The sequence below is a fragment of the Collinsella sp. LCP19S3_B11 genome (assembly GCF_052121915.1).
Classification (GTDB): domain Bacteria; phylum Actinomycetota; class Coriobacteriia; order Coriobacteriales; family Coriobacteriaceae; genus Collinsella.
Genome location: NZ_JBQKDI010000006.1, coordinates 22,137 through 46,500, shown reverse-complemented (window position 1 = coordinate 46,500; position 24,364 = coordinate 22,137). Strand labels below are relative to the sequence as shown.

Sequence of the window (24,364 nt, the reverse complement as noted above, 5' to 3'; positions counted from 1 at the left end):
GTATAGCGCCGTGCTATTTCTAAAAGTTCAATTTCAAAAATAACATGACCTAAACCTCAAGATTTATCCCAAGGCGATAACGACGTGCGCCCATTTAGAGGTATTCGAGAAAACGGGCGGCGGCAAGCGAAACATCGGCCGTTCGATATATAGCATTGATCTGCCGATGGGGATGCCCTTCGAGCGGACGCACGGCAACATCGAACTGACAGCGGCGCATGATGAGCGCGGGAAGAATGCTCACACCCAGGCCGTCCTCGACCATAGCCATAATCGCATAGTCATCCCAGGTCGACAGTTTTGAGTGCACTGCCAGTCCCGCCCGACGAAACAGCGGCGTAATCTCGTCATCGGTGCCGCGTTCTAGCAGAATAAACTGCTCGTTGGCCAAGTCGGCAAGAGAGACAACCTCCGCCGTAGCAAACAACGAGCCTGACGGCACTACCGCCATTAACTCGTCACGCACCAAAGGCAGCGATGTCATGCCGTTTTCTCGGGGCTCACGCGGGATAAAGCCCAGATCGCAGCGACCCTCTGCCACCCATTGTTCAATCTCTGAATAGTCGCCCATCAGCAACTCGTAATCGACGTCTGGATGATCAGCACGAAAACGCGCAATCACCGGCGGCAGCACGTGGGTCGCCACGCTCGAAAACGTACCGATGCAGACTTTGCCGCGCATGAGCCCGCGCATCTCATCCACCCGTCGCTGCAAGCGAACGAATTCCTCGCAGAGCGCCTCGACAGCCGGCATGACCTGCCGCCCGTCAGCAGAAAGAGCAACACCTTCACGACTGCGGTCGAGTACCTTAAAGCCCCAATCGGCCTCAAGATCGGCCACCATGCGGCTCACGCCCGATTGCGAGTAGCTCAGGCGCTCGGCAGCACGCGTAAAGCTTCCAGCGCGCACGGTCTCCAGCAGCACCTGCATCTTTTGAATATTCGTTTCCACGACATACCTCCACCTTTGCATGAGTTTTTGTCATGTTTTCCATGCATTATATTCGCTTTTCTTCTAAAGCCAGTTCAACCATAGTGAACATGCACGGATATAGAGGGGACGGCAGCGCATGAACAACGGATTGATTACGTATTTAGCAGCATTGTTGTTGTTTGGCTCCAACGGCATCATCGCTGCGGCCATCGCACTCCCGAGCTCCGATATCGTGCTGCTACGCACTTTTCTGGGAGCCCTTTCGCTTGTCGCCATCCTCGCCATTACCCAACGCCATAAGCTGCAGGCGCCTTCTCGCCCCCGCGAAGCCGCAGCCCTCCTCCTCTCGGGAGCCGCGCTGGGCGCCAGCTGGATTATTCTGTTCCGCGCTTATCAGACGATCGGCGTCGGCGTTTCTTCGCTGCTGTACTACTGCGGCCCCATCATCGTCATGGCCCTCTCGCCGTTTATCTTTGGCGAAAAACTAACCGGTGGCAAAATCGCCGGGTTTATCGCAGTCGCCTGCGGCGCTTTTCTCATTGCAGCGCAAGGTCTAGGCGGCAATATGCCCATTGCGGGCATCGTCTGCGGAATCGCCTCGGCCTTCTGTTATGCATTGATGGTCATCGCCAGCAAGGGCGCGCCGCACATCGAAGGCCTCGAGAACTCCGCGCTCCAGGTGAGCGCCGCCTTTGTGACCGCGCTGGTCCTTACACTCGTCACCCAAGGCACCCCCTCATTCCTGTCCGCCAGCATCGCCGCAACCATCGATTGGCGCGCCGTCGCTATGCTCGGCGTCGTCAACACCGGCATCGGTTGTCTGCTCTACTTTAGCGCCGTCGCCAAACTGCCCGTGCAGACCGTCGCTGTCGTCGGCTACCTCGAGCCGCTTTCGGCCGTCGTGTTCTCGTCCGCCCTTTTGGGCGAAGTCATAACACCAGTCCGCCTGATGGGCGCCGTGCTTATCATCGGCGGCGCGATCTTTTGCGAACTCGCCGGTAAACGCTCAGGCGCCAAGACCGGTATCGCTCAGGCAGCACGCGTCTAAAAGTTCCCTCTTCAGTTTCAAAGCAGGAGCGCGTCCGCAGTTATTACATTGCAGCAAAGCCATACAGCGGATGCGCCCCTGTTTTGAAATGCTACCTGCGTACATAAATAATCCCCAGATGGGGATTATTGTCTGAAATTACCCGATGTGCCAAACAGCTCTTGTATGTATAAAGACGGCATAAAAGTTATCTGTCCAAGACAGATAACCGGATGTCCAAGGGAGTCCACGTGGCGCACGCCAAACTGGAGGCAAACCTCCAAGACCAGCACGGTCAAGTACGTGGTAATCGCCATGAAGGCCGACAACTACAACGAGGGCGGCATCTTCGCCCTGTTTAGCCTGGTGCGCAAAGTGGCGCCGTGGCTGATCCTACCTGCCATGATCGGCGGCGCGGCGCTGCTCGCCAATAACTCCAGCTCGAAGTTCAGATCGAGGAAGCCGAGGAAATGGATGTCGATATCTTCTCGAACGACCTTGTCAACATCAACGAAGCCGGTAGGGACATGAACTTCGACCCCACCGAGCTGCTCGGGAGCGTCGCCGATACGCCCGAACAGCAACAGCTCGACGGCCTCGAGAGCGAACAACTCAACGACGCCAACTTCTAACGACGTCGCGCGTCGACGACAGCGGCCCTGCGCCTCACAGGAGGCGCAGGGCCGCTTTGCATTGCAGTAAAACCGCCGGCTACGAACGACGCGGCTCGGGAACCACGAGCCTATCGGGGCTCGCGCCCTCGGCATCCATCAGGCTCACGTAGCGAATCGACGGATCCTCATACGTTGAGTAATAGTAATTGCCCGTGCGCGCGCTAAAGCATCCGGTGTAGATAGTCTTCTCGAACTTGCCGTCACCCATCTTGGACGCACCCTCGATCATCGCCACCCCCTCGAGCGAGCGGAACATGCGAATGACGTTCTCGGCCTCGCTGTCTTTTTGCGGGTAATTGGCATTGAGGTATGCCGCCTTTACAAAACGGCTCGGCGAATAGCAGTCACCCGGAATACCGCGCATGCCGGCACCCGCGCCATAGGGCTTGAGCTCGGCGCCACGCCATGTCGCCGTCTGAGGAAAATCGCTTGTGGCGGTGATATAGGTGCGCAGGTTTTCCATGTGCCACGGGAAGGTCGGCTGATTGGCAAGGGTGTCGACCGGATCGTCGTATACATGCAGACCGTCAGCCATCATCTCGACCACGATGCTGCGCCGGCTGTCGCCGATAATCCAATGGAGCAGCGACACACCCAGCCCCTCTCCGGCAGATTTGGCAACAATCACCGTGTCGCGCAGCGCAGCCTCGACCTCGTCGACCGTCGAGAACGTCGCTGCCACCCACAGGGGAAACTCATAGGCCGCGATATTGGTCTTGCCATCAACCGGGTCCTCGGCATACTCGGCATAACCGGGAAAGTTGAGCCCTGCCACAGCCAGACCCGCATCGTTACCACAGTCGAAAAACATAGGATAATTCTTGTAATCGATGCACATGCCGATTACCGCGTGTGCCGCCGACGCATCGTCGACAAACGAATACGGGATATGGAACCCGCGGGGCATCACGCGAACCTGTTGGCCGTAGCTAAAGCTCCAGTCGAGGTTGCGACCCAGATACATGTTGCCGGAATTATCGGTAAATCGAATGCTCGTGCACATGGCGCCTCCTAGCCATACGTCCTTGTTAAGCTCATTGTTACCAAACAAATAGGCGCTAAACACAAAAGCCCGGACATGACAATAACGTCACGCCCGGACCACACAAGCAAGATAAACTCAACCAAGTCAACCTCGCAGGTCGTCTAAGGAGTCAAAATACCGCAGATTGCCACGAAAGAGGAGCGAAGCGTACGTAAGGTACGCGAGCGACGATTGAGCGGCAAGGTGCGGCGCTTTGGTCCCCTTAGACCAATTTTCCAAGACAGTGATCAATCATATGCTGGATCATTTGCGCCTCAAAGCCCGTGTAGTCGCGGCGGCACTCCTTCATCTTGCCGTCGACGATCTGGTCAAAGGCAACCTTGCACTTGATATAGCGCGTGGACTTGGTGATTTCGTCGTGCGTCAGGCAGCTCTCCTCCATCTTGCTGGCGCCCAGGCCAAACACCAGACGGGGGTTGTAGAGCACGTGGGGCTCGCCGGCGTCGTCCAGATAGACGCAGACCTTCTTGGTGACGCCAATCTGGTTGGCGGCAAGGCAGCCGGCGTCCTCGAGCGACTTGATGGTATCGATCAGGTCCTGTGCGACCGACTCGTCCTCGACAGTCGCAACCTCGCAACGCTGGGACAGGATAGCCTCGTCGCGGCAGAGCTCTTTAATCATACGTTCCTCCAAAGAGTTCAATGTAACTGCTTAAGTATACGGTACCTACACATTTTCATGCGAAAAATACCGTCCGCCTGTTACAAAGCGCCGAACTTCAACATGCGAGAAGCATCGACCTTCCAAAGGCGATATAGTAGGTAAGTTCGTGTCAATCGGCCTAAACTCGGGGCCGAACAAGGAAAGGGTATGCATGGACGAACTTTTTCACGTCAGCGAGCGCAAATCCACAATCGGGACCGAACTTCGCGCTGGACTGACAACATTCCTGGCGATGGCCTACATCATCGCCGTCAACCCTGCGGTGCTCTCGGGCGCTGGCATCGATGCGGGAGCGCTCGCCTGCGCCACCTGTCTGGGCGCCGGCATCATGACCATCTGCATGGGCATCTTCGCCAACCGCCCGCTCGCCTGTGCGTCGGGCTTAGGCGTCAACGCGATGATCGCTGGAATCACCACCACCGTCTGCGGCGGTGACTGGCACGTGGCCATGAGCGTCATCTTCCTTGAGGGCGTCGTCATCTTGCTGCTCGTGCTTTGTGGCCTGCGCGAGGCCATCATGGATGCCATCCCGGTTGTCCTGCGCCACGCCATCTCGGTGGGTCTGGGCCTGTTTATCGCCATGATCGGCCTGTGCGACGCCGGCATCATCACCGCTGGCGCCGGTACGCTCGTCGGCCTGGGCGACATCACTTCCCCCACCTTTATCGTCGGCATCATCTCCATCGTCGTGACGGTTGCCCTTGCTTCCCGCAACGTGCCGGGCTCGCTGCTCATCGGCATCATCGTCGCCGTTATCGCCGGTATCCCCCTAGGTGTGACCCATGCTCCGACCGGTATTATCGCCCCGCTCGACTTCTCGAGCATCGGTGGCCCCATCGCCGACGCCGGCGGCGTGCCCGCCATCGTCAAGGTCCTTACCGACCCCACGCTCCTCGTCATCTCGTTCTCGCTGCTCATGAGTGACTTCTTCGACACCATGGGCACCGCGATGGCCGTGGCCAAGCAGGGCGAGTTCCTCACCGACGACGGCAACGTCGAGAATATCAAGGAGATCCTGATCGTCGACTCCGCCGCCGCTGCTGTGGGCGGTTTTATGGGCGTCTCCTCCATCACCACCTTCGTCGAGTCCACCTCTGGTGCTGCCGACGGTGGCCGCACGGGCCTCACCTCCGTCACCACCGGCGTGCTGTTCATTCTCGCCGCGTTCTTCTCCCCCATCGTCACCATCGTTTCCAGCGCCGCCACCTGCGGTGCTCTGGTCTACGTCGGCTACCTCATGATGAGTGAGGCCTCCGAGATCGACTGGTCCGACGTGTCGCAGGGTTTCCCGGCGTTCATGATTGTCGCCGGCGTGCCCTTCACCTACTCCATCTCTGCCGGCATCGGTCTGGGCTTTATCGCCTTCGTGGTTGTCGCGCTCTTTAAGGGCGAGGCCTCCAAGATCAAGCCGCTCATGTGGATCGCAGCACTCGCCTTCCTCGTCTACTTCTTTGTAGCGTAAGGGCAAAGCTGCCAAAGCAAAACCTCAAGGCGCAGAGTCGCTTCAAGCGGCTCTGCGCCTTTCTTTTAGCGACGGTCCCTACGCCGACGTGCGACAATCGTATTTGTAGATGTCGAAATGCAGAGAGAAGCTTGTCATGGAAGCGCGTCAAAAGCAGATAACCATTCATTCAAAGCATGTCGAAAGCGCGCCCGTCATTTACCTTCCCGCGGTCATGGGTGACGGCACCGAGGTCTATAGCCGTTGTCTTGAGCTTGATTGCCCGCCATTCACCCTGGTCGCCATTGGCGGGCTCGATTGGAATCGCGAGCTGAGCCCTTGGGAATGCGACGGAACCGTGCGCGATGCCGAGCCCTTTGGTGGACAGGCGTTCGAGTTTCTCGATGAACTGCTGAATCGGATAATCCCAGAGGTCGAGCCATCACTTCCCTGCCCGCCTACCTGGCGCGGCATTGCCGGTTACTCATTGGCGGGCCTCTTTTCGCTTTGGTCCCTCTGGCAGACCGATGCCTTTGACCGCGCCGCAAGCGCATCGGGGTCCCTATGGTTTCCCGGATTTCTCGATTACGCACACGGGCACACGATGCCAGCCGCGCCCAACGCCGTCTATCTATCACTCGGCAAAAAGGAGACCAAGACGCCCAACCGCATGATGCGGCACGTACTCGACGACACGCGCGCAATGGAAAAACTACTCGGCGACCGAGGCATCCCCGCGACCTTCGAGCTCAACCCCGGTAACCACTTTGCCCAAACCGGTCTGCGCATGGCCTGCGGCATACACTGGATACTGACGCATTAAAAATGGCGCCCACGCGTACGCACGGGCGCCATTTTTTTGATTTAGCTGAACACAACTACTACTCGACAGTCTCCTCGAGTTCAGAAACGGCGAACTCAAAGTCGTTGCCAGGCAGAATCGCGTTGAGCACGATGCCCACCAGCGAGCCCACGGCAAGGCCCGAAAGCGAAATCGTCACGCCGAACAGCTTCAGCACGATGGCACCGGCGGCGCTGTAGGCAATGCCGAGTGAAAGCACGAGCACCAGAGCGGCCACCAGCACGTTGCGGTTGTTCTGGAAATCGACCTGGTTCTCGATGAGGTTACGGACGCCCACGGCGCTGATCATGCCATAGAGCACGAGCGACACGCCGCCGATAACGCATGCCGGCATGGCGGCGATCACGGCAGCGAACTTGGGGCAGAACGAAAGCACGATGGCGCAGCACGCGGCAATGCGAATCACGCGCGGGTCAAACACGCGCGTCAGGGCGAGCACGCCGGTGTTCTCGCCATACGTGGTGTTGGCCGGAGCGCCAAAGAGCGAAGCCAGAATCGTGGCGAGACCATCACCGAGCAGCGTGCGATGCAGGCCGGGATCGGCGATGTAGTTGCGCTCGCAGGTGGAGCCAATAGCGGATATATCGCCGATATGCTCAATCATGGTTGCAAAGGCCAGCGGCATGATGGTGATGATGGCCGTCGTGGCAAGGCCGCTATCGAACTGCGGCCCAAAGAGTGCAAACACCGTGTTGTCCCACACGACGGGCAAGCCAAGCCAGGGAGCGGCTGCGACGCCGGAGAAATCGACCTCGCCCAGCGCAGCCGCAACGGAATAGCTCACCACGACGCCCAGTAAAATCGGCACGATCTTGACCATGCCGCGACCCCAAATATTGCAGATGACGATTACGGCGACGGCAACCACGGCAACGAGCCAGTTAGTCTGGCAGTTGGCAATAGCGGAACTCGCCAGGATCAGACCGACCGAAATGACAATGGGGCCAGTCACCACCGGCGGGAAGAAGCGCATGACGCGCTTGGCGCCAAACGCGCGGAAGAGCGCCGCAAGCACCGGGTAGAGCAAACCAGCGCAGGCAACGCCCAGACAAGCGTAGGGCAATAGCTCGGCCTCGCCGTTGGGCGCGATTGCGGCATAACCGGCAATAAAGGCAAACGATGAGCCCAAAAATGCGGGGACCTTACCGCGTGACAGGAAGTGGAATAGCAGCGTGCCCAAGCCGGCAAACAAAAGCGTTGCCGATACCGAAAGGCCGGTGAGCACGGGCACCAGCACCGTGGCACCAAACATGGCAAACAGGTGCTGCAGACCGAGCAGGAACATGCGCGGGCGGCCGAGCGACGAAGCGTCGTAGATGGCATCGGTGACGGCGGGCGTCGAGGACTGGGACATGGATGTCCTTTCGAATGGAAGGGCGCTCGGGAATAGCGGATAACCTGCCCGAACGATACGGTCCGAACCATTGTACGCGATACGCCATGTCTCGCACGCGCCGTCGCTTGCAAGCGGTACCGCTATTTCCAAACACGCTCGGCAATACGCTTGACCAGCGCGATCTTTGCCCACTGCTCACCTTCGGTCAGCTTGTTGCCAATCTCGCAGCTGGCAAAGCCACACTGCGGAGACAGATACAGATTCTCAAGCGGCACGTACTTTGCTGCCTCATGAATACGCTCGACGGTCGCGTCCTCGTCCTCGAGCTCGGCTGCCTTGGTGGTCACCAGGCCCAACACGACCTTCTTACCGGGCGCAACATACCTGAGCGGCTCAAAGCCACCGGCACGCGGAGTGTCGAACTCCAGATAGAACGCGTCGACGTCCTCATGCGCAAACAGGTACGGGGCGATGGGATCATAGCCGCCCTCAAAGGCATAAGTAGAGTGGTAGTTGCCACGGCATACATGCGTATTGATCACCAAGTCGTCAGGCTTGCCCGCGATGGCGGCATTGTTGAGCGCCACGCCCAGCTCGCTCACCTTTTGCAGGTCAACCGGGCTCATGCCGGTCTTGGACACAAAGTCAGTATCGCAATAGATGCCCCAGGTGCAGTCATCAAATTGGATGTTGCGGCAACCCGCGGCATACAGATCGGCAATCACGGTGCGGTATGCCGCGGCGATGGCATCGGCGAGCTCTTCGTCGGTCTTGTAGACGGCGTGCAGGCTCTCCTGCTGGCCATCGCAGCGGTCGAGCGTGACTTCGGAGAACGTCTGGATCGGCGCCGGAATGGTTTGCCGCGCGACCTGGCCCTTGCCCTCAAGCGCCTTGACAAACTTGAAGTGCTCGACGAACGGATGGTTCTCGCCGCTAATAGGTCCGGTCACCACGGCGGTGTCGGCGGTAGTCTCCTCATCGTGGAACATATAGCCCGTACGCGAGGTGCGGCGCTCGATGCCGTTGAGACCCCACATAAAATCGAGGTGCCAGTAGCTGCGGCGGAACTCGCCATCGGTGATGACCTGTAGGCCGGCGGCCTTTTGCTTTGCCACCAAATCGCGAATGGCCTCGTCCTCGACTGCCTTAAGTCCCTCGGCATCAAGCGCGCCTGCCGCATAGGCAGCGCGGGCGTCCTTTACGGCCTGCGGACGAAGAAAACTGCCGACGATATCGGCGCGAAACGGCGCTTTGAGCTGGGTGGAATTGCTCATAGGAATCTCCTTTTGCATGGAATGCTTTGGCGAGAAAGAGTATGAGCGCACTCCTGGTTATCGTAAAATATGCGTTTATATATGTTTGCCATATAGTTTTCCTATAGCCATTTCGACAGCCCAAGACAGCAACATCAAACGCTACCGGTTAGATATGCCTCCGGATGGCCTCGACATAAGCCTGTCCATAGCGCGTGAGCGTCGTATTCTTGCGCGTGATAATGCCAATCTCCATGTATTCATCCACATCGAGCGGAATCGAGATAATACCGGGGCCATTAAGCTCGTGGCTAATCACGCCCGAACACACCGTGTAGCCGTTGAGACCCATGGCTAGGTTGAACAAGGTCGCACGGTCGCGCACGCGGATATTCTTGCGGCGCTCAAACGTCGAGGTCAGTTCCTCGGAATAGTAAAACGAGTTGTAGCTGCCCTGTTCATAGGATAGGAACGGATAGTCTTCCAAGTCCTCGAGCGTCACGCTGGCGTGGTCCGCCAGTGGATGGTCGGCGCATACAAAGACGTGCGGCGTGGCGCAGAAGAGTCCTTCGAATACGAGCTCGTTGGCCACCAGCATGCGCTCGATAACCTCGCGGTTATGTTCGGATAAGTACAGAATGCCCAGTTCACTCTTCATGTGCGCGACATCTTCGATGATCTCGTGAGTCTGTTCCTCGCGCAGGGTAAAGTCGTAGCGCGCGGCATCGAACTCACGGATCACGTCGACAAACGCATTAACGGCAAAGGAATAATGCTGACAGCTCACACTAAAGTGCGGCACTTGCTCGGATGCGCCCTTGTACTTGCCCTCGAGCAGGTCGGCCTGATCGAGTACCTGGCGCGCGTAGCCCAAGAATGTCTCGCCTTCCTCGGACACAATGACGCCCTTGTTGGTGCGCTCAAAGATGTGCACACCCATCTCGTTTTCGAGATCGCGAATCGACGCGGTAATCGAAGGCTGCGACACAAAGAGCCGGCGCGAGGCCTCGGTAATGCTGCCGCATTCGGCAACCTTAACAACATACCTGAGCTGCTGAAGCTTCATGACTTTCTCCCTAGACGTTCGTGACGCCATGACCCGTCGCGTCCATCTGGCGCATAAACAACGGCATCGCCCCCGTCGCGGCGCAGGCGGCAATCTGATGCAGAGCCCCGGCAACCGCATCGTCTGCCGCAGCGCCGATATGCCAACGCGCGGCAGCCGTGACGGCCTCATTGGCATTGGCGACTGCAACGGAGTTGGAAACGGCATTAATCATGGGCAGATCGTTATCGGAATCGCCGAACACCGCCACCTCGTCGGGCGTCAGGCCCAAAGCACGCGCCAGCTCCAGCGTGGCACAGCCCTTGTCCCAACCAGCCGGAAGGATGTCAAACAGGCGCACTCGGTTGTTGGGAAACACGAGCGAAAGTTCCGGCACCTCGGCGGCAACGCGCTCGCGTAGCTCCGCGAGCCCCTCACGCGAACGGGCACTCCAGATATTCGCCTTGAACACCGGCGCGTCACCGACAACGGGACGGCACGGGGCCTCTTCGCCTTTGAGCCACGCGTTGCCGCCCGACTCCATAGCGCGACGCACGCGCCCAGGATCGCTCGTCACGCAATAGGCGTCATTGTCCCAAAAGTCATCACCCAGGCTGTAGACCTTCAGATAGGTATCGTCGGTCTCTTGCTCCAAGTAGTCAGCCAAGCGAATAAGGGCGGTGTTGTCGGTCGCATGCGAGGCTACCACCTCGCCGTCGACAAACATGACCTGGCCGTTGCAGAACGCACCGGTCGAGAAGCACTCGGAGCGATTACGAAACATCCAGCCCATCGCGGACGGCTGACGGCCCGAAACCGGGCCAAAGTGCAGGCCCGCCGCCTGCATGGCATGAATGCCCTCGATGGCGTAGTCGCTGGCGCCGTCATGCCCGGCTGGAATCAGCGTATCGTCCATATCGGTCAGCACAAGTTTGATCATAGAGTCCCCCAGTCATTTTCACCGTATCCATTGTAGCGACCTGCCAAAAAGGGACAGGTTTATTTTGGCAGGTTTTATCTGGGAAAATGCAACGACCCAGTTGCCACCTGCCAAAATAAACCTGTCCCTTTTTGGCAGGTGCGCTAGTATAGGGAACAACAGATTCGATGCGGGAGTGCCGGCGGTGCAAACCACAAGGCTGAGAGGGCATGGGGCTCAATCCTTTGAACCTGTCAGTTAATGCTGGCGTAGGGAGCATGCCGCCTTTACAGGGGCGCTGTCTATGCACAGCGCCCCTTTTCTATGCCAAGGAGGCATGTGCAGTGATTGATTCGAAACAGCTTAAACAAAATGTGGTCAAGGCCGTGGAGGAGATTCGCGCCACCAACCCGATGGCCGGCTCCATCACCAACACGGTGACGATCGACTTTGTCGCCAACGCGCAGCTCGCCGTAGGCGGTTCGGCCGCCATGGTCTATCTGCCCGACGAGGGCGAGGCGCTCGTTGCAGGCGGCGGCTCCATCTATCTCAACATGGGCACGCTCTTCCCCATCTACGAGCAGACGATTCCCCGTGCGGCCAAAGCGGCACACGACGCCGGCAAACCTTGGGTGCTCGATCCGGTGGGCCTGGGCATCGGTAGCCTGCGCACCCAGCTGGTAAACGAGCTCAAGCAGTACAAGCCCGCCATCGTGCGCGGCAACGCCTCCGAGATCATCGCGCTCGCCGGCCTGTGGGGTCTTGAAGGCGAGGCGGCTGACCTGAGCCGCGTGCGCGGTGTCGATACCACCGATACGGTCGACGCCGCCCGCGGCGCTGCCGTGGCACTCGCCCGCTACACCGGCGGCGCCGTAGTGGTCTCGGGCGAAGTCGACCTGATTACCGACGGCACGACCGTGGCCAAGTCCCACGGCGGCAGCCCGCTCATGTCCAAGATTACCGGCTGTGGCTGCTCGCAGGGCGGCGTCCTGGCCGTGTACGCTTGCGCCGCCGATCCGTTTACGGCAGCCATCTGCGGTACCGCTGTCTACAACGTTGCCGGCACGCGTGCCGCCGCTGTCGCTGATGCCCCGGCAAGCTTTAAGGTCGCCTTTATCGACGAACTCTACCGCGCGACCGCTCAGGATATTGCGAATAACCACCTCGAGCTCGAGGAGGCATAAGTCATGTCCGAACCCGCAACCGCTGCCGACATGAACACACTCGTCGCCGTAGCCATCGCCCCGTGCGGCACAGGCGACGAGCTGTCCGCCGAGGTCGCCGAGGTCGTGCGCGTCATTCGCGAGAGCGGCCTTCCCAACCGCACCACCTCGATGTTCACCGAGATCGAGGGCGACTGGGACGAGGTCATGCAGGTCGTACGCGACGCAACCTTTGTGTTGGCAAGCAAGGGCATCCGCACCGAAGTCGTTCTCAAAGCCGATATTCGACCCGGTTTTACCGACACCATGACCGGCAAACTCGAGCGCATGGAAGCGCAGATCAAAAAGCAGGAGGAAGCACGATGAGCATCCGCGACAACCTTGATATCTCGGCCTATCTGGTACTCGGCCCCGAAAACACGCTGGGACGTCCCGTGGGCGATGTGGTAGCGCAGGCGCTCGATGCCGGCTTTACCTGCATCCAGGTGCGCTCCAAGGTGGCAAGTGCCCGCGAGATCATCGCGCTGACGGGCGACGCCGCGCAGGCTATCGCTCGCGCCGGCAAGACCGGCAAGGTCGCCCTGCTTATCGACGACCGTCTGGACTGCGTACTCGCCGCACGCGAACAGGGTATCGCCGTCGACGGCGTGCATGTGGGCCAGAGCGATATTCCCGTCGAGGTCTGCCGCAAGCTTCTGGGCCCCGATGCCATCGTGGGCCTTTCGGCCCGTTGCGAGGAAATGCTCGAGTACGTCAAGACCGCCGACATGAGCCTAGTCGACTACCTGGGCATCGGCCCGCTCCACGAGACCGAGACCAAGCGCGACTGTGGACGCGCGGCAGATGGCTCCATCATCACCAAGAGCTTTGAGGACCTGGCCGCGCTCCATGAGGCAAGCCCCGTTCCCATCGTGGTCGGCGGCGGCGTCAAAAAAGCCGATCTGCCGCAGCTCAAGGCCACCGGCGTCGACGGCTTCTTTGTGGTGAGCGCCGTCTGCAGCGCTGACGACCCCCGTGTCGCAGCCACGGAGCTTGTCGATGCCTGGCAACAGGCATAGGCATAGGCCGAGCAGCTGATTCGCAGCCTCATATCTTCAATAGCGCAAAGCGCATCCCAGTTTGGACCTCCATTCTGGGATGCGTTTTCCATATAGAGAGTCAGCGGGAAACTGTGTCCCAGTCTAGACGTAGATTCCGGGATGCACTTTCCGGAATCCGCCGTCTGGGAAACTGTATCCCGTTCTGGGCGCAAATTCTGGGACATGCTTTCCGAAATCCGCCCAACGGGAAACTGTGTCCCAAACTACGGCCGAAAAGTGGGGCACGCTTTCCCGAGCGGTCTCCATGGGAAACTATGCCCCATTTCGAAGGCTCATTCTGAGATGCACTTTCCGCCGAGTCAGCGACCGTGGCTCTACCCTGCCAGATACACCTCTAGTGCGGGCAACGTGGCCTCCGCATCACGCCGACCGACCTGGTAGATACGTTCGAGCTCCTCTGGCTCACGACACAGCGATGGCACCTTCACCGATTCGCTCGGACGCACCACAAAAACCTCGTCGCCGGCCTCGCGACGCGTCAGGTCATCGAGCGTGGCGTTATAAACCTCGTGCCGGTGCTCAAGCGCCGCGACAAACTCTGGATAGCGGCGAAACACGCGGCGCAGCATAGGCATCAAGCTATTGGGTTGTTTCACAAAGCCCGCCGGCTGCGTCAGCACCACGATGTTACGGTCATACCCCTGCGCAAACAGCCATGCGCTGGGAATAGAATCGGCCACACCGCCATCCAGATATCGATGTCCATCAATCCAGACGGGCTTGGTCGCCACGGGAATCGCCGACGATGCCCGAATCCACTCGATATCGCGCTCGTCGCCATACGGCAGATCGTGATAGACGGCCTTGCCCGTCTCGATATCGGTACACACGCACGTAAATCGCATGGGGCAGGCGCGATACGCCTCTAAGTCGATAGGATCGCGCTCAAGCGGCACCTCATGATAGGCAAAATCGGCATTGAACATGTCACCGGTTCGCAACCAGCTTGTCACGCTCGCATAGCGCTTGTCGGCACAATAGGCTTTGTTGTAGCGAATGGCGCGGCCGATCTGGCGCGATTTAAAGTTGTAGCCAAACGCCGCGCCCGCCGAGACACCCACCATATGATCGCAGGTCAAACCGTGCTCCATCCAAACGTCGAGCACGCCCGCCGTATACATACCGCGGTAGCCGCCTCCCTCGAGCGCAAGCCCCACTGTGTGTGATGTCTCCGGCTGTGCCATGCAACCATCTCCGTTCCCATGCTTTTGAACTCAACAAGTATATCTGTCAACGTATGCCGTCAAAAACGTGTTTATAAGCATTTATCGAACGTTTCCCAATGCATTCCCCATGCCGTACCGTAATGCCCCTAGATGGCCTTAGGCATGAACGCCCTTAAGAACGTTGCGGGATAAACATCGCCCGCACCATGCCAACGTCATCGCACGCAACGTGAGATAATTCTCAGCAGAAGTCACCGACAGCAGAGGGAGTTTGTGATGAAGGTTCTTTTGGTCAATGGCAGTCCCAAGGCAAACGGCAATACCGCCCGCGCACTCGCCGAAGTCGCCGAGCAGCTCAATGCCGAAGGCATTGATACCGAGGTGTTTCAGCTGGGCGCCAAGCCCATTCGTGATTGTATCGGTTGCGGCCAGTGTGGCAAGCTTGGGGGTCGCTGCACCTTTGACGACGACGTGGTGAACGAGCTCATCGCTGCCGCTGAGCAGGCAGACGGCTTTGTCTTTGGCTCACCCGTCTACTATGCGCACCCCAGCGGACGCATCCTTTCGGCCCTCGACCGCGCCTTCTATGCGGGCGGGCACGCCTTTGCGCACAAACCCGGCGCCGCGGTCGCTGTCGCCCGTCGCGGTGGCACGTCGACCACCTTCGATGTGCTCAACAAGTACTTCACCATCAACCAGATGCCCGTGGTCGCCTCCACGTACTGGAACAACGTCTTTGGTCGCGTGCCCGGCGACGCCGATGGGGATGCCGAGGGCCTTGCCACCATGCGCAACATCGGCAAGAACATGGCCTGGCTCCTGCAATGTATCGAAGCAGGACAGGCCGCCGGCATCAGCGCGCCCGAAGCCGATCGCGAGCGTACCAACTTCATTCGATAAGTCCAGCGGTGGTCACCTCGATGTTCTATCAATGTCAGCGAAAAGCCAGCTGATGAGGCAAGGTGCCTTGAAAGAGGAGGGCGCTGGGCTGTTGCCCGCGCCCGACGATTGAAAGGCAGATTGCCCATCAGATGGCTTTGCAGCGTCGAGGTGACCGCCGTTCGTTAGAACGGCGGAACAGATACATGAACGTGCAAATCTTCGGCACCAAAAAGTCCTTCGATACCAAGAAGGCCCAGCGCTATTTTAAGGAGCGCCGCATTAAGGTGCAGTTTATTGACCTTAAGGAAAAGGAGATGAGCAAAGGCGAGCTCACGAGCGTGATGCAGGCGGTCGGCGGCATCGACAAGCTGCTCAACCCCAAAGCCAAGGACGAGGAGACACTCGCACTTATCCAGCACCTCACTCCCAGCCAGCGCTTTGATAAGCTGCTCGAGAATCAGCAGGTACTGGCCGAGCCCATCGTGCGCAACGGCAAAAAGGCCACCGTCGGTTATTGCCCCGATGTATGGGGAGCCTGGGAGTAGCCTGTGTTATTTGCCGGCGCGTGGGTATAAGAGCAGGCGTTTGGCATAAGATTCAGCTGTAAGCCATATCTAACAAAGGAGGGCACATGCCCAACAAGCCCGTGAAGATCATCATGCTTACCGGATACCTCGGTGCCGGCAAGACCACGCTGCTCAACCATATCCTCGCCAACGACGGCGGCATCCGCGCCGCCGTGATCGTCAACGATATCGGCGAGATCAACGTCGACGCCAGCCTTATCGCCGACGGTGGCCTTTCCGAGACCGACGACCTCATCCCGCTCACCAACGGCTGCATCTGCTGCACGCTTTCGGACGACCTGGCCAACCAGCTGCAGGGCATTGCCGATTCGGGCAATTTCGACTACATCATCATCGAGGCCTCCGGTATTTGCGAGCCTATCCCCATCGCCTACACCATCTCGAGCTTCTGCGACGAGGCCAAAGTGGGCGGCGAACCCAAGCTCGCGCTCGACAACATCGTTGCCGTGGTCGACTGCGCCCGCATGTACGACGAGTTCAACGGCGGTCGCGACCTGCTGGCCGAGGATATCGACGAGGACGACATCGAGAGCCTGCTCATCCAGCAGATAGAGTTTTGCTCCACGCTGATCCTCAACAAGACCGATACCGTGAGCCCTGAGCAGATCGCCGAGCTCAAGGCCATCGTGCGCAGCCTGCAGAAGGACGCCGTGATTGTCGAGGCTCAAAACGGCGAGGTCCCCATGGAGGAGCTGCTCGATACCGATCGCTTCGACTTTATACGCGCCTACAACTCCGCCGCCTGGATCGAGGCCATGGAGCATCCCGAGGAGCACGACGACCCCGAGGTGCTCGAGTACGACATCGAGACCTTTGTGTACTCGCGCCGTAAGCCGTTTGACCTGCAGAAGTTCACCGATTTTGTTGAGCAGGAGTGGCCCGACGAGGTCATTCGCGTCAAGGGTCCGCTGTGGCAGACCGGCGATCCGGACATGTGCTACATGTTCGAGCAGGCCGGCCGCCAGATGCGCCTGATGGAGAACGGCTTGTTCGTTGACTCGGCGCCCGAGGGCGAGAAGCAGAAGATCATCGACGAGAACCCCGAGATCATGCAGATTTGGGACGACGAGACGGGCGACCGCATGACGAGCCTGTGCATCATCGGCCGTCACATGGACAAGGATGCGCTCATCGCCGCCCTTGATGCCTGCCTGACCGACTGGCACCGCGCTTAGGTTATCCAAGTGGGCGTTTTCCGCCCACGTAACCATCAAACCACCACGAAGGTACCCTTCGTGGTGGTTTTTCGTTCTATGCCAAGGAGATTCATGTTCAATATCGTGCTGTATGCGCCCGAGATTCCGGCCAATACGGGTAATATCGGCCGTACCTGCGTGGTCACCGGCGCCCGCCTGCATCTGGTGGAGCCACTGGGCTTTTCGCTCGACGACAAAACGGTGCGTCGCGCCGGCCTGGGCTACTGGCAAAACTTGGACGTGACGACCTATGCCAGCTGGGAGGATTTCCTTGCGCGCAATGACCTTTCCCCCGCCGACGACCGCTTGCATCTGCTGACCAAAAAGGCACGCCGAACCTATGCGCAAAGCACTTACCGTGACGGCGACTATTTGGTCTTTGGCAGCGAAAGCTCGGGGATTCCCGAAGGGCTGCTCGCCGCAGCGCCCGAGCGCTGCGAGCGCATCCCCATGCTGCGCGATTGTGACTCACTCGACAACGCCGAGGCCTGGGAAGCCCACGAGGAATCGCTCGGACATACCGAGGACGGCCATGAGGCCATCCTTCGGCAGGATATCTGCGGCAACTTCGTCAATCCGGACGACTACCGCATCAGCGCACTCAACCTCTCCAACAGCGCCGCCATCGTCCTCTACGAAGCCCTGCGCCAGACAGGCTTTCCGGGAATGTGACAAAGGAACTGCCCCTTTGTCACATTCAAGCGCCACGCCGATGGCACACACGCCTAATTGACGCTCTTGATAAAGAGCCCTTACTTTTAATCAGAATTAACTAAAGTAAAATGAAGTTAAACGGCGGTGTGAAAGGATGCTGAGGGAATCGATAGAGCCGTTCGCTCGATCTCTGGTTTTCCCTTCCTATTGCAACTCGTAGGCTGCCGTGCCTGGAATCTCACAAGCGATTCGAAGGAAATCTCGTCACGCGACTTTGACATGGGAATCAAAATCGCACACGACGAGATGGACGACCGAATCCTCGCGGCAACCTATCGGGAACTCACGGCAGAGGACAAGCGATTCCTCATCGCCATGCTCGATGACGAGGAAGAATCCACCACCGCTGACCTTGTCGAGCGCCTTAAGCGTTCGCCGCAGCAGGTCTCCCGCTACCGACGCCGCATGATAGATGCCGGCATCATTGGAGAACGCGGGCGCGGAATCGTCGCTTTTGAATTGCCATTCTTCCGCGACTATCTCGCCGCTCAATGCGTGAAATAGGCATCAATGAGGCAAAGGGACTGTCCCTTTGCCTCATTGTCTATAGGTAGCGGCCAGTAATGCTCTTGGAGCAAGCAGCGATATCCGCCGGCGTGCCGGCGCAGACGACTTGCCCGCCCGCATCGCCACCGCCCGGCCCCATGTCGATCACATAATCGGCATTGCGGATAAGGTCGAGATCGTGCTCGATCACGATAACCGTGGCGCCCTTGGCGACGAGGCCGTCAAACACGTTCAGCAGCACCTGAACATCGAGCGGATGCAGGCCGATCGTGGGCTCGTCGAATACGAATACGGCATCGTCCTGCACGCGGCCCATCTCGCTCGCAAGCTTTAAACGCTGCGCCTCGCCGCCCGAAAGCGCCGGCGTGGGCTCACCGAGTGTAAGATAGCCCAAGCCCAGGTCGTGCAAGGTCAGCAAGTGCGCCTGAACCTTCTTGAGCCCCACCGTGGCGTCGATGGCCTCGTCCACACTCATGTCCATGAGCTGCGGCAACGCAAGCTTGCTCCCGTCCTTGCCCTCGCGATGGATATGCGAGGCGGCCTCGGCGTAACGCGAGCCTCGACATGCTGGGCAGACGATCTCGACGTCGGGCAAAAATTGCACGTCGAGCGATATCGAGCCCGTGCCATCGCATGTAGGGCAGCGCAAGGCGCCAGTGTTGTAGCTAAAGGCACCCGCCTTGTAGCCGGCTGCCTTGGCCTCGGGCGTACGGGCGAAAGCGCGACGCAGCTCATCATGGATGTCGGCATAGGTCGCTACCGTCGAGCGCACGTTGGCGCCGATAGGTGTAGCGTCAACCAGGTTTGCGCGTGCGATGCCCTCGGCGTCGACCCAGCGCACATGGCTTGGCAGGCGCTCGCCAGCTGCCTGGGCCTTAAGCGCCGGGATGAGTGTCTCGAGCACCAACGTCGTCTTACCCGAACCCGAAACGCCCGTCACCGCGACAAGGCGACCGCGCGGTATATCGACTTCGAGCGGTTTGACGGTATGGATGGCATCGGTTGCCATGCGGATGTGGCCCTGATCGAACATTTCCTCGTCAGTCACCTGCGGACGCATACGCTTGGGGTCTGCGCGCAAAAACGGGGCGATGCGGCTGCCCTGCGATTGTTCGACCTCGTCCACCGTGCCAGCGGCAATCACATTACCGCCGCCTGCTCCGGCAACGGGGCCCATCTCGACCAGATAGTCGGCTTCCACCAGCACACGTGTATCGTGGTCGACAACAACCACGGTGTTGCCGTCATCAACCAGATCGCGCATCACGCCTACCAGACCATCAACATTGGCAGGATGCAAGCCAATCGAAGGCTCGTCCAACACATAGAGCACGCCCGTCGATCGGTTGCGCACCACGCGGGCGAGCTGCACGCGCTGACGCTCGCCCGTGGAGAGCGTGGCGCCGGCGCGATCGAGCGAAAGGTAGTCGAGACCCAGATCGACCAGGCGACGGGCCGCGCTCAAAAACGAATCGCAGATATCCATCGCCATGGGCCGCATCTCGGGCGGCAAGGATGCGGGCACCCCGTGCACCCACTCAACCGAATCACCAAGCGTCATGGCCGCGGCCTGCGCCAGATTGATACCGCGCACCTGGGGCTGGCGCGCAGCCTCGGAGAGGCGCGTGCCGCCACAGTCACGACATGGCCCCTCGCGCAAAAAGCGCGCCACGCGTTTTAAGCCCTTGTCGTCCTTAACCTTGGCGAGCGCATTCTCGACGGTATAGACGGCGTTGTAATAGGTAAAGTCGAGCGGCGTGGCGCCCTCGCCGTTTTTGGGAACGTAGAGAATGTGCTTCTTAACCGCCGGACCGTGAAACACGATGTCGCGCTCTTGAGGCGTGAGCTGGTTAAACGGCACGTCGGTGCGCACACCCATCTCGCCTGCCACCTGCTTCATCAGATCCCACATGAGCGTGCCCCAGGGAAGCACCGCGCCTTCGTTGATGGTCTTGGACTCGTCGGGCACCAGGCTCGCCTCGTCCACCTCGCGCATGACACCGGTGCCGCCGCAGGTGGGACACGCGCCGCCGCTGTTAAAGGCAAGGTCCTCGGCACCCGGCGCGTAGAACTCACGGCCGCACTCGGGGCACGTGAGCGACAGGCCCGCGGCCACGTTAAGGCTCGGCTCCACGCGCGCCCCGCAGTGCGGACACACGTGATGGGCGCAACGGCTAAAGAGCAGACGCAGGCTATTGTTGAGCTCGGTCATGGTACCAAAGGTCGAGCGCACACCCGGCACGCTGGGGCGCTGATGCAATGCGAGCGCCGCCGGTACGTGCAGCACCTCGTCCACTTGGGCATGTTCGGCCTGCGTCAGACGGCGGCGGGTATAGGTGCTAAGCGCCTCCAGGTAGCGACGCGAGCCCTCGGCATAAAGAACGCCCAGTGCCAGCGAACTCTTGCCCGAACCCGATACGCCAGCAATACCCACGAGCTTTCCCAGCGGAATATCGATATCGATGTCCTTGAGGTTGTGCACACGCGCGCCACGTACCTCTATAGCCTGCGGGCTCATCTTCTGTTCCGTCACCTTTATCACCCTACTCATGCCATAAAACGCGGTCGCGAATGTATTCGCCCAGCATGGGCACGGTAAACCGGACGAGGCCGTATCCGGCAGCCTCGATGACGCGCTCGCGAATCAGGCTTGCGCGATATTTACTCGCCCAGCTTTGGGTGCGGTCGCAGCGCTCAATGATGTCAGCCATGCGCGTCGGCTTGCCCCCATCAGCCGCCATGGCCTCGATAAAGAGGCGCTGCGGACTGCGCAACCCGTAATACAAAGGGGCGTCGACTGCTTCATAGAACTCGGAGATGGCATCGGCGTAGCCAGCCTCGACATCGCACACTTCAATGACCCGCGAGTCACGCCGGACAGCAGACCTCCACATGTAATATCCCACCAGCTGAACCATATAGGGATACCCCATACTCTTGCGCGCCGCAAGGTCCGCCGTCTCCGCATCAACGCAAAGACCAGTGCCTTTGACCGTCTGGATATATGAATCGCGCACTTTGGGCAAAGAAATCGCCCCCAGCGTACGCTGCTGGGCGCGGCGCAAAAACGTTACGCTCGGCTCTTCGAGCAAGTCATCGACCATGCTGGGCAAGCCGGCAAAAACCAGCGCAAGACCGCGCTGGTCGCTATCGGGCAAGCCCGTAGCATCCTGGTCTCCGAGCACCTGCTGATAGAGAACGGCCAGCGCCGCCAGCTCCTCGATAGATGCCGATTGGGCCTCGTCAATCGCAAACAGTAAGCCCTTTCCCGGCCCGAGTTTCCTGAGGCGTTCGTTGACTAACCCGCGCAACGTCTCGCCTTTTGCCCGCGCCGCCTCGACCGACATTCGGCCAAACGACGGACCAAACTCCATTGACGTCACAACGGGTTTATTCGAGCGAAGCGCGTCGGCCAAGCGGTCGCATAGGCCAAGCGAGGCGGAATCGGAGACAACCGCCCATCCGCGCTTGCTAGCTAAACGCTGCAGCTCCCGCAAGAGAACTGTTTTGCCACAGCCGCGGTTTCCCGTAATGAGCATGAGCCTGCCCGGAGCTCCGGCGCCGTTATCGAGCCCTTCCTCGAAATCTTCGATGACCGACTCGCGGCCGATGAGTATCGGAGGCCGCTTGCCAGCCGTGGGCTTAAAGGGATTTGGATTCATGTCGGCCTCCTCGGATTGGCAAACCCTGGTAACAGTTATACCAACTTATACCGAGTTATACCAACAGGATGCGACAAAGAGACTGACCCTCTATCACCTATGGCCGAAAAACTCGACGTCCGCCGCTCGCCAGGGGCGGAAGGTGGCGGGATCGACCTTTACGTGCGCTGCCTCGGGGACGTCGTACCACTTGACCGTGTAGCCAGCGCCGTGAGAGCAAAAGACCGAGTCGGGCGTGTTGGGTAGATCGGCCTCGGGCTCATAGGCGACAGTCTCGATGACGCGCTCGGCTTCATGGCATGCCGCATAGCCGGCAAACTCCAGGTACAGATGCCCGCGACCGCTCGTGTAAGTGGCCACCTCCAGCGCATAATCCTGCACCTCAGATGCCGGCACGCGACCCACAAGCTTTGCCCGTTCGCCCGCCATCGTCGGCGGCTCGTACTCGGCACCCATGCGCGTGGCGTCTGACAACGCCCTGCCCACACACTCCCCCGGCACCTCGAGCTCAAAGCGATACCACGGCTCCAACAGCACCGCCGCGCCGGCCTCACGCGCCTGCATGAGCCCCTGGCGAATCGCGCGGTAAGTGGCCTGGCGAAAGTCGCCGCCCTCGGTGTGTTTGGCATGCGCGCGGCCGCCCGTGAGCGTAATGCGCACATCGGTGATGGGCGAGCCGGTCAGTACGCCCAGGTGATCGCGCTCCATGGCGTTGGTGAGCGCCAGACGCTGCCAGTTAAGATCGAGCTCGTCGGTCGAAGTCACGGTGCCAAACTGCACGCCCGAACCCGCTGGCAACGGCTCCAGGCTCAGATGCACCTCGGCATAGTGGCGCAGTGGCTCAAAGTGGCCCACGCCCTCGACCGGCTGCGAAATGGTCTCCTTATAGAGAATGCCGCCGGGCTCAAACGAAATCGAAAGGCCAAAGCGATCGGCCAACACCCGCTGCACGACCTCGAGTTGCACGGCGCCCATCAACTGCAGGTGAATCTGCTCCAGATGAGTATTCCAGCTTACGCCGAGCATGGGGTCTTCGTCCGCCAACTCAGTCAGCGCTTTAAACACCGCATGGACATCGTGTTCACCCGGAAGCACCGTATAGGTGAGGACCGGAGCGATGACGGGCGCATCACACACGGGCTCCGCACCCAAGGCGTCCCCTGGGCGAACGTGCGCAAGACCCGTCACGGCACAAATACCGCCAGCAGCAACTTCTTGGGCAAGCTCATACTTTTCGCCGTTATAGATGCGCACCTGATCGACCTTCTGCTCCCATGCCGCGGCACCGGAACGTCCGCTGATCATCTGTTTTGCACACAGCGTGCCGCCGGTCACTTTAACCCATGCCAAGCGCTCGCCGCGATCCCCGCGGCTGACACGATAGACGCGCGCGGCAAACTCCGGAAGCCATATCTGTTCGCGCATCAGCACGCATATGCCATCCAGCAGCTCGCTCACGCCCTGGTCCTTGAGCGCCGAGCCGGCAAAGCAGGGAAAGAGCTTGCGCTCGGCAACCATGCGCGACAGCGTTGCGACGGAAAGCTCACCTGCCTCAAGAAACTCCTCGAGCGCCGCCTCGTCCAACGCTGCAGCGTCCTCCTGAACGGCGCCGCCCTCCAGCAGTTCGTTGGCATCCAGGCAGCCTTCGGAAAGACGCCGCCCAAGTTGTGCCAGCAAAACATCGCGGCCGGGATTCTCCAAATCGATTTTGTTGATATAGATGAACGTCGGGATGTCATAGCGTGCAAGCAGGCGCCACAGGGTTTCGGTGTGCCCCTGCACGCCGTCGTTGGCGCCCACAACTAAAATCGCGTAGTCGAGTGCGCGCAGCGTGCGCTCCGCCTCGGCAGAAAAATCGACATGCCCCGGTGCATCCACGAGCATGACGCGGGTATCACCGTGGTCGAGCACGGCCTGCGACGAGAAAATCGTAATGCCGCGCTCGCGCTCGATCGCGTTAGTGTCCAGATGCGAATCGCCATCGTCCACGCGGCCGCGCTTACGAATGCGACCCGCATCGAACAGCATGGCCTCGGCCAGCGTGGTCTTGCCAGCATCGACATGCGCCAAGATTCCAACGACCGCTTGCTTCGACATGGCTCTCCTCTTATTGCAAGCCCGTCGCACGCGGCAACGGGCGCTCTCGTTCCACACTGGATGATACAATTTACAGGCCGGCGGGCGAAG

General features: G+C 59.7%; 23 protein-coding genes and 1 pseudogene. 13 read left to right on the top strand and 11 right to left on the bottom strand.

The genetic code is table 11. From position 1 onward, the window contains the following. Positions 1-94: 94 nt before the first annotated feature. Entirely contained in the window at positions 95-952 is an 858-nt protein-coding gene (locus ACTQV4_RS04855) for a LysR family transcriptional regulator (RefSeq protein ID WP_441537314.1), read from the bottom strand. 118 nt (positions 953-1,070) lie between these two features. Here ACTQV4_RS04855 and ACTQV4_RS04850 point away from each other — a divergent pair, with 118 nt between their 5' ends. The 3 genes and pseudogenes from ACTQV4_RS04850 (at position 1,071) to ACTQV4_RS04840 (ending at position 2,593) form a co-directional block, all read left to right on the top strand. Beyond that, entirely contained in the window at positions 1,071-1,982 is a 912-nt protein-coding gene (locus ACTQV4_RS04850) for a DMT family transporter (RefSeq protein ID WP_441540905.1), read from the top strand. 267 nt (positions 1,983-2,249) lie between these two features. After that, a pseudogene (locus tag ACTQV4_RS04845) lies at positions 2,250-2,393 on the top strand (KUP/HAK/KT family potassium transporter); the annotation flags it as partial. A 38-nt stretch (positions 2,394-2,431) separates the two neighbouring features. Beyond that, entirely contained in the window at positions 2,432-2,593 is a 162-nt protein-coding gene (locus ACTQV4_RS04840; protein WP_441540969.1) for a hypothetical protein, read from the top strand. A gap of 79 nt (positions 2,594-2,672) precedes the next feature. Here ACTQV4_RS04840 and bsh read toward each other — a convergent pair whose 3' ends face one another. Together bsh and ACTQV4_RS04830 are read right to left on the bottom strand one after the other, a co-directional pair. Next, positions 2,673-3,638, bottom strand: a complete 966-nt coding sequence (gene bsh / locus ACTQV4_RS04835) for a choloylglycine hydrolase (RefSeq protein WP_441569404.1) — start codon at positions 3,636-3,638, stop codon at positions 2,673-2,675. A 244-nt stretch (positions 3,639-3,882) separates the two neighbouring features. Next, positions 3,883-4,302, bottom strand: a complete 420-nt coding sequence (locus ACTQV4_RS04830; RefSeq protein ID WP_154517060.1) for a peptide deformylase — start codon at positions 4,300-4,302, stop codon at positions 3,883-3,885. 193 nt (positions 4,303-4,495) lie between these two features. Between ACTQV4_RS04830 and ACTQV4_RS04825 the strand changes: the two genes are divergently transcribed. Both ACTQV4_RS04825 and ACTQV4_RS04820 read left to right on the top strand, forming a co-directional pair. Continuing rightward, a complete protein-coding gene (locus tag ACTQV4_RS04825) occupies positions 4,496-5,806 on the top strand; it encodes an NCS2 family permease (RefSeq protein WP_441033524.1) in 1,311 nt (436 codons plus the stop codon). Positions 5,807-5,942: 136 nt separating this feature from the next. Further along, on the top strand, positions 5,943-6,608 hold the full coding sequence (locus tag ACTQV4_RS04820) for an alpha/beta hydrolase (protein ID WP_441033521.1): 666 nt from the start codon (positions 5,943-5,945) through the stop codon (positions 6,606-6,608). Between the two features lie 58 nt (positions 6,609-6,666). On the opposite strand, the gene ACTQV4_RS04815 is transcribed toward ACTQV4_RS04820, so the two are convergent. From ACTQV4_RS04815 to ACTQV4_RS04800, 4 genes are all read right to left on the bottom strand, one after another. After that, the gene (locus ACTQV4_RS04815; protein ID WP_441033518.1) at positions 6,667-8,001 is read right to left on the bottom strand and encodes a uracil-xanthine permease family protein; all 1,335 of its coding nucleotides are present in this window, start codon (positions 7,999-8,001) and stop codon (positions 6,667-6,669) included. Positions 8,002-8,123: 122 nt separating this feature from the next. Next, complete coding sequence (locus ACTQV4_RS04810; RefSeq protein ID WP_441033515.1) at positions 8,124-9,257, bottom strand: 5-methyltetrahydropteroyltriglutamate--homocysteine S-methyltransferase; 1,134 nt, start codon at positions 9,255-9,257, stop codon at positions 8,124-8,126. Between the two features lie 148 nt (positions 9,258-9,405). After that, a complete protein-coding gene (locus ACTQV4_RS04805) occupies positions 9,406-10,302 on the bottom strand; it encodes a LysR family transcriptional regulator (protein WP_441033512.1) in 897 nt (298 codons plus the stop codon). 10 nt (positions 10,303-10,312) lie between these two features. Beyond that, entirely contained in the window at positions 10,313-11,221 is a 909-nt protein-coding gene (locus ACTQV4_RS04800; protein WP_441033509.1) for an HAD-IIB family hydrolase, read from the bottom strand. 323 nt (positions 11,222-11,544) lie between these two features. On the opposite strand from ACTQV4_RS04800, the gene thiM reads away from it, so the two are divergent. From thiM to ACTQV4_RS04785, 3 genes are read left to right on the top strand one after another with little or no spacing between them, the layout of a single operon-like run. Further along, a complete protein-coding gene (gene thiM / locus ACTQV4_RS04795; protein WP_441033713.1) occupies positions 11,545-12,384 on the top strand; it encodes a hydroxyethylthiazole kinase in 840 nt (279 codons plus the stop codon). A 3-nt stretch (positions 12,385-12,387) separates the two neighbouring features. Beyond that, positions 12,388-12,729: a thiamine-binding protein gene (locus ACTQV4_RS04790; protein ID WP_427719764.1), complete on the top strand. Its 342-nt coding sequence runs from the start codon at positions 12,388-12,390 to the stop codon at positions 12,727-12,729. Then, positions 12,726-13,421, top strand: coding sequence for a thiamine phosphate synthase (locus ACTQV4_RS04785; protein ID WP_441033709.1), 696 nt, complete (start codon positions 12,726-12,728; stop codon positions 13,419-13,421). Before ACTQV4_RS04790 ends, ACTQV4_RS04785 begins: the two co-directional genes overlap by 4 nt. 356 nt (positions 13,422-13,777) lie before the next feature. Here the strand turns inward: ACTQV4_RS04785 and ACTQV4_RS04780 are convergent, their stop codons facing one another. Continuing rightward, complete coding sequence (locus ACTQV4_RS04780) at positions 13,778-14,647, bottom strand: patatin-like phospholipase family protein (protein WP_441033706.1); 870 nt, start codon at positions 14,645-14,647, stop codon at positions 13,778-13,780. A gap of 258 nt (positions 14,648-14,905) precedes the next feature. Here ACTQV4_RS04780 and ACTQV4_RS04775 point away from each other — a divergent pair, with 258 nt between their 5' ends. From ACTQV4_RS04775 to ACTQV4_RS04755, 5 genes are all read left to right on the top strand, one after another. Further along, entirely contained in the window at positions 14,906-15,529 is a 624-nt protein-coding gene (locus ACTQV4_RS04775) for a flavodoxin family protein (protein ID WP_427728306.1), read from the top strand. 185 nt (positions 15,530-15,714) lie between these two features. Further along, a complete protein-coding gene (locus ACTQV4_RS04770) occupies positions 15,715-16,056 on the top strand; it encodes an arsenate reductase family protein (protein ID WP_055252194.1) in 342 nt (113 codons plus the stop codon). Positions 16,057-16,142: 86 nt separating this feature from the next. Then, a complete protein-coding gene (locus tag ACTQV4_RS04765) occupies positions 16,143-17,273 on the top strand; it encodes a GTP-binding protein (RefSeq protein ID WP_441569403.1) in 1,131 nt (376 codons plus the stop codon). Between the two features lie 93 nt (positions 17,274-17,366). Then, positions 17,367-17,966, top strand: coding sequence for a tRNA (cytidine(34)-2'-O)-methyltransferase (locus ACTQV4_RS04760; protein WP_441068575.1), 600 nt, complete (start codon positions 17,367-17,369; stop codon positions 17,964-17,966). Positions 17,967-18,227: 261 nt separating this feature from the next. Next, positions 18,228-18,512, top strand: a complete 285-nt coding sequence (locus tag ACTQV4_RS04755) for a winged helix-turn-helix transcriptional regulator (protein ID WP_441541050.1) — start codon at positions 18,228-18,230, stop codon at positions 18,510-18,512. A 40-nt stretch (positions 18,513-18,552) separates the two neighbouring features. Here the strand turns inward: ACTQV4_RS04755 and ACTQV4_RS04750 are convergent, their stop codons facing one another. The 3 genes from ACTQV4_RS04750 to ACTQV4_RS04740 all read right to left on the bottom strand — a co-directional run bounded on the left by ACTQV4_RS04750 (position 18,553) and on the right by ACTQV4_RS04740 (position 24,274). After that, positions 18,553-21,066 (bottom strand): excinuclease ABC subunit UvrA, encoded by a 2,514-nt coding sequence (locus ACTQV4_RS04750; protein WP_441541048.1) that lies wholly within the window; start codon positions 21,064-21,066, stop codon positions 18,553-18,555. Continuing rightward, positions 21,059-22,177 carry an AAA family ATPase gene (locus ACTQV4_RS04745; protein ID WP_441541046.1) on the bottom strand — a complete coding sequence of 373 codons (1,119 nt, stop codon included), beginning with the start codon at positions 22,175-22,177 and terminating at the stop codon, positions 21,059-21,061. Before ACTQV4_RS04745 ends, ACTQV4_RS04750 begins: the two co-directional genes overlap by 8 nt. 93 nt (positions 22,178-22,270) lie before the next feature. Continuing rightward, on the bottom strand, positions 22,271-24,274 hold the full coding sequence (locus ACTQV4_RS04740; protein WP_441569402.1) for a GTP-binding protein: 2,004 nt from the start codon (positions 24,272-24,274) through the stop codon (positions 22,271-22,273). Positions 24,275-24,364 lie beyond the last annotated feature (90 nt).

What these genes read in the sequence shown, in the direction of transcription:
- ACTQV4_RS04750 (WP_441541048.1), bottom strand. Translation starts at nt 21,066, where the DNA reads ATGAGTAGGGTGATAAAGGTGACGGAACAGAAGATGAGCCCGCAGGCT.
- ACTQV4_RS04760 (WP_441068575.1), top strand. Translation starts at nt 17,367, where the DNA reads ATGTTCAATATCGTGCTGTATGCGCCCGAGATTCCGGCCAATACGGGT.
- ACTQV4_RS04800 (WP_441033509.1), bottom strand. Translation starts at nt 11,221, where the DNA reads ATGATCAAACTTGTGCTGACCGATATGGACGATACGCTGATTCCAGCC.
- ACTQV4_RS04770 (WP_055252194.1), top strand. Translation starts at nt 15,715, where the DNA reads ATGAACGTGCAAATCTTCGGCACCAAAAAGTCCTTCGATACCAAGAAG.
- ACTQV4_RS04825 (WP_441033524.1), top strand. Translation starts at nt 4,496, where the DNA reads ATGGACGAACTTTTTCACGTCAGCGAGCGCAAATCCACAATCGGGACC.
- ACTQV4_RS04755 (WP_441541050.1), top strand. Translation starts at nt 18,228, where the DNA reads ATGGGAATCAAAATCGCACACGACGAGATGGACGACCGAATCCTCGCG.
- ACTQV4_RS04745 (WP_441541046.1), bottom strand. Translation starts at nt 22,177, where the DNA reads ATGAATCCAAATCCCTTTAAGCCCACGGCTGGCAAGCGGCCTCCGATA.
- ACTQV4_RS04810 (WP_441033515.1), bottom strand. Translation starts at nt 9,257, where the DNA reads ATGAGCAATTCCACCCAGCTCAAAGCGCCGTTTCGCGCCGATATCGTC.
- ACTQV4_RS04780 (WP_441033706.1), bottom strand. Translation starts at nt 14,647, where the DNA reads ATGGCACAGCCGGAGACATCACACACAGTGGGGCTTGCGCTCGAGGGA.
- ACTQV4_RS04820 (WP_441033521.1), top strand. Translation starts at nt 5,943, where the DNA reads ATGGAAGCGCGTCAAAAGCAGATAACCATTCATTCAAAGCATGTCGAA.
- ACTQV4_RS04815 (WP_441033518.1), bottom strand. Translation starts at nt 8,001, where the DNA reads ATGTCCCAGTCCTCGACGCCCGCCGTCACCGATGCCATCTACGACGCT.
- ACTQV4_RS04830 (WP_154517060.1), bottom strand. Translation starts at nt 4,302, where the DNA reads ATGATTAAAGAGCTCTGCCGCGACGAGGCTATCCTGTCCCAGCGTTGC.
- ACTQV4_RS04785 (WP_441033709.1), top strand. Translation starts at nt 12,726, where the DNA reads ATGAGCATCCGCGACAACCTTGATATCTCGGCCTATCTGGTACTCGGC.
- ACTQV4_RS04850 (WP_441540905.1), top strand. Translation starts at nt 1,071, where the DNA reads ATGAACAACGGATTGATTACGTATTTAGCAGCATTGTTGTTGTTTGGC.
- ACTQV4_RS04805 (WP_441033512.1), bottom strand. Translation starts at nt 10,302, where the DNA reads ATGAAGCTTCAGCAGCTCAGGTATGTTGTTAAGGTTGCCGAATGCGGC.
- bsh (WP_441569404.1), bottom strand. Translation starts at nt 3,638, where the DNA reads ATGTGCACGAGCATTCGATTTACCGATAATTCCGGCAACATGTATCTG.
- ACTQV4_RS04775 (WP_427728306.1), top strand. Translation starts at nt 14,906, where the DNA reads ATGAAGGTTCTTTTGGTCAATGGCAGTCCCAAGGCAAACGGCAATACC.
- ACTQV4_RS04765 (WP_441569403.1), top strand. Translation starts at nt 16,143, where the DNA reads ATGCCCAACAAGCCCGTGAAGATCATCATGCTTACCGGATACCTCGGT.
- ACTQV4_RS04840 (WP_441540969.1), top strand. Translation starts at nt 2,432, where the DNA reads ATGGATGTCGATATCTTCTCGAACGACCTTGTCAACATCAACGAAGCC.
- ACTQV4_RS04790 (WP_427719764.1), top strand. Translation starts at nt 12,388, where the DNA reads ATGTCCGAACCCGCAACCGCTGCCGACATGAACACACTCGTCGCCGTA.
- ACTQV4_RS04740 (WP_441569402.1), bottom strand. Translation starts at nt 24,274, where the DNA reads ATGTCGAAGCAAGCGGTCGTTGGAATCTTGGCGCATGTCGATGCTGGC.